The sequence below is a fragment of the Allocoleopsis sp. genome, assembly GCF_036703385.1.
In the GTDB taxonomy this organism is placed as follows: Bacteria; Cyanobacteriota; Cyanobacteriia; order Cyanobacteriales; family Coleofasciculaceae; genus Allocoleopsis.
The window spans coordinates 1-2,637 of sequence record NZ_DATNPA010000794.1 but is presented as its reverse complement, the minus strand read 5'-3'; the positions used below and the strand labels follow the sequence as shown (position 1 = coordinate 2,637).

Genomic DNA, 2,637 nt, shown 5'->3' with positions numbered 1-2,637 from the left:
AGGTGGATTTAATGACGCGGGGCATACCAAAATCAATCGGTACTAGAGCATCGGGGAGTTTCCAATCCATCACTTGCAGGTCTTTGGGTTGCAGGTGGACAAAATCAATATCCCTCAGTTCCGGACAAAGTTCCAGGCGCTGACTAGCGGCTACTGTCGGAACAAGAGCAGGGTCAACATTAAGAATGTCTACCATCGCCCGATCAAGACCAAAGACATCGGAAGACGCTCCCAATATATTCAAGGGTCGCGGTTCGCCACCACTGGGGCCATTTCCTTCGTGTCCAATGATACCATCTAGAATCGTTAAGTCGGGATTAATTGCCCGTGCGGTTTCCACCAACATTTCGCCAAAGCGGTTTTCATCCTTCCCCGCTTCCATGTGCCACCACGCTTTCATTTTGCCAGGGACACAGCCGAATAAGTTTTTCACACCCAAGGTTAGCGTCAACTGCACATGAGATTTCACCTTCGGTAGGTTAATCACGACATCTACATCCATGGCTTCTTTGCAAAGTCGCAGATGGTTGAATGTGGTGCTGGCAGTTTCGTAACGCTGTCCGTGAAATTCTACGACGGGCAAGTTCAGTTCTTCCATCATGGGCAGATAGCCGTTCGCCTTCGCCACACCCCAGGCGCTACCAAAAGCAGGACTATCCCCAAAGAAGGGTTTACCGCCTGCTTCTTGTACCAACTGAGCAACGCAGTAGACAAGTTCAGGGCGAGTGATGCATTCTTTGCCGAGACGCCCTGCGGTAAGGAGATTAGGTTTGAGTAGGACGCGATTGCCCTTTTTCACAAACGCTCCTATCCCTCCCAAGGGCTCCAGCAAGGTTTCTACAGATGCACGTAACTGCTGGCGGTCATAGGAGTCAGCACGAATTAAACTAACTGTAGGCATGATTTGAGATGATGAATTCTGGAGAGGTAAGCGAATCATTCCCTATTTTCTAGGCTTTGGCTCCATGAGTCAGGGGTGTCACTCGCTGGACATCGTTGAAAACACCATCGCCTTGGATTTCGTGAAGAGGGGGTTTGCCTTCCACCTTCACAACCTGAGCTGTACAAATAAAGGCTGTTCTATCAAATAGGTGTAGGGTCAACCAAGGTTGACTGAGCAAGCCTTGCAGTTGTTCTTGGAAGGCTTGGGGACTTACAGGGATATCAAAAGCTTCGTTTTCACCGTTTAGATAGTGAAAGGTCACTTGTGTGAAACTGTCAACACTTTGCATCGGCAATCTCAAACTCTGATTTAGTGGTTTCCAAAAGAGGTGTTTAACTGCAACTCAAAAATAATCAGGCTGGGTTTGAGTCGCTACTGAGTATTTCAGGTCATCATATACCTGAAATTTCTCTGAAAAATTATGCTGCGTCAAGGTTTTGTCAGAAGTTAGTTCTCAAGGATGTATCGGGTTGAATTTACCGCACCTAGGGGTTAACGGTCAACAAAGAGAACAGCTCTATCGCAGCCAAGCCGATATTTTTAACGAGTTGGCGGAGAAATGAACAGAGGAGGAGACCATAAGATGAGTAAATTTTATCAATGACTATTCCTATTAATTTTGTTTTAAGGCATTTTATAGAACCCATTTGGGATCTAACCATTCGCTAAGCGCTTGAGCATGAGTCGGATGAAACAGAGATTCAGCTTCGCTGTCGCATGGCTTAGGGTGCGCTCAAAGTTTTTGACTAAACTCTTACATCGTTCCATCCAGGCGTTTGAGCGCTCAATTACCCATCGAGTCGCGACCGGAACAAATCCCGTTTTGCCAACAGCCGCTTTTTCAGCTTTAGTAGGTTTGGGTGCTAACTCAAACCGAATCTTGGTCATGATTTGTGGATAGAGTTTTTGCAGCTCGGCTGTAATTTTATCGGGGTGATATCCATGGTCGAGTAGGATGGTAATCTTTGGGATGTTCACAGGTTTGGCACGAAAGTAATCGAGGTTATGGCTCAACAGTTCAATCAAGCCCTGGTCGTCACTGATATTGGCTTGCGTGCAATGGGTGAAAAACGGCAAGCCTAATGTATCAACTGCCAGATGGCGTTTAATGCCATTGGTACACTTGTAATGACAGAATCCTTTCGACTTCACACTGGCATTACAGGTATTCTTCACGGCTTGCGAGTCGATGATTAACAACCGTGTCCACTTGGGTTTTTTTTGACCTGTTGCCGCACTTTGGCATGCAGGGTTGCCATAATTCGGTCTAGTACCCCATCCGCACGCCACTGCTTGTAATGCCAGAATACCGTTGAGTAGGGTGGCAAGTCTTTCGGGAGATCGCACCAATTGCAGCCATTTTTCAATTGATAGAAGATGCCATCCAAGATTTGTCGTTTTGTCCAACGTGGTGGTCTGGTCTGCTTCTTTTGAGGCAGTAATGGCTCGATTAGTTTCCACTCTCGATCGGTTAAGCTGCTGGAGTACGGCATTGCTCAGGGTAGTGCATTTTCTGTGATCTTAGCTTGTCCTCAAAGATCCCAAATGGGTTCTATAGGGTTGCTGCTTCAGGCTCTATGGCGAGTGGTGTTATGACCACTCCCGCTATTGTGCCAACCGATTCTAAGGAAGCACCCGCCCGAGCGGTCATTACCCTGACTACTGATTTGACCGACACGTCCGGACAAATTGTA

The 2,637-nt window shown here is 47.1% G+C and carries 5 protein-coding genes; 1 reads left to right on the top strand and 4 read right to left on the bottom strand.

Features of this window, described 5'->3' with window-relative positions; all coding sequences use genetic code 11:
* Positions 1-901: DUF362 domain-containing protein (locus tag V6C93_RS36955; protein WP_333481682.1), on the bottom strand; the 901-nt coding region annotated here is incomplete at its 3' end.
* Positions 902-950: 49 nt separating this feature from the next.
* A complete protein-coding gene (locus tag V6C93_RS36950) occupies positions 951-1,232 on the bottom strand; it encodes a hypothetical protein (RefSeq protein WP_333481681.1) in 282 nt (93 codons plus the stop codon).
* 148 nt (positions 1,233-1,380) lie between these two features.
* Between V6C93_RS36950 and V6C93_RS36945 the strand changes: the two genes are divergently transcribed.
* The gene (locus V6C93_RS36945; protein ID WP_333481680.1) at positions 1,381-1,506 is read left to right on the top strand and encodes a hypothetical protein; all 126 of its coding nucleotides are present in this window, start codon (positions 1,381-1,383) and stop codon (positions 1,504-1,506) included.
* A gap of 91 nt (positions 1,507-1,597) precedes the next feature.
* On the opposite strand, the gene V6C93_RS36940 is transcribed toward V6C93_RS36945, so the two are convergent.
* Together V6C93_RS36940 and V6C93_RS38680 are read right to left on the bottom strand one after the other, a co-directional pair.
* A complete protein-coding gene (locus tag V6C93_RS36940) occupies positions 1,598-2,143 on the bottom strand; it encodes a transposase (RefSeq protein ID WP_349262956.1) in 546 nt (181 codons plus the stop codon).
* A complete protein-coding gene (locus V6C93_RS38680) occupies positions 2,137-2,436 on the bottom strand; it encodes a transposase (protein WP_349262955.1) in 300 nt (99 codons plus the stop codon). The genes V6C93_RS36940 and V6C93_RS38680 overlap by 7 nt, the downstream gene beginning before the upstream one ends.
* Positions 2,437-2,637 lie beyond the last annotated feature (201 nt).

What these genes read in the sequence shown, in the direction of transcription:
- V6C93_RS36950 (WP_333481681.1), bottom strand. Translation starts at nt 1,232, where the DNA reads ATGCAAAGTGTTGACAGTTTCACACAAGTGACCTTTCACTATCTAAAC.
- V6C93_RS38680 (WP_349262955.1), bottom strand. Translation starts at nt 2,436, where the DNA reads ATGCCGTACTCCAGCAGCTTAACCGATCGAGAGTGGAAACTAATCGAG.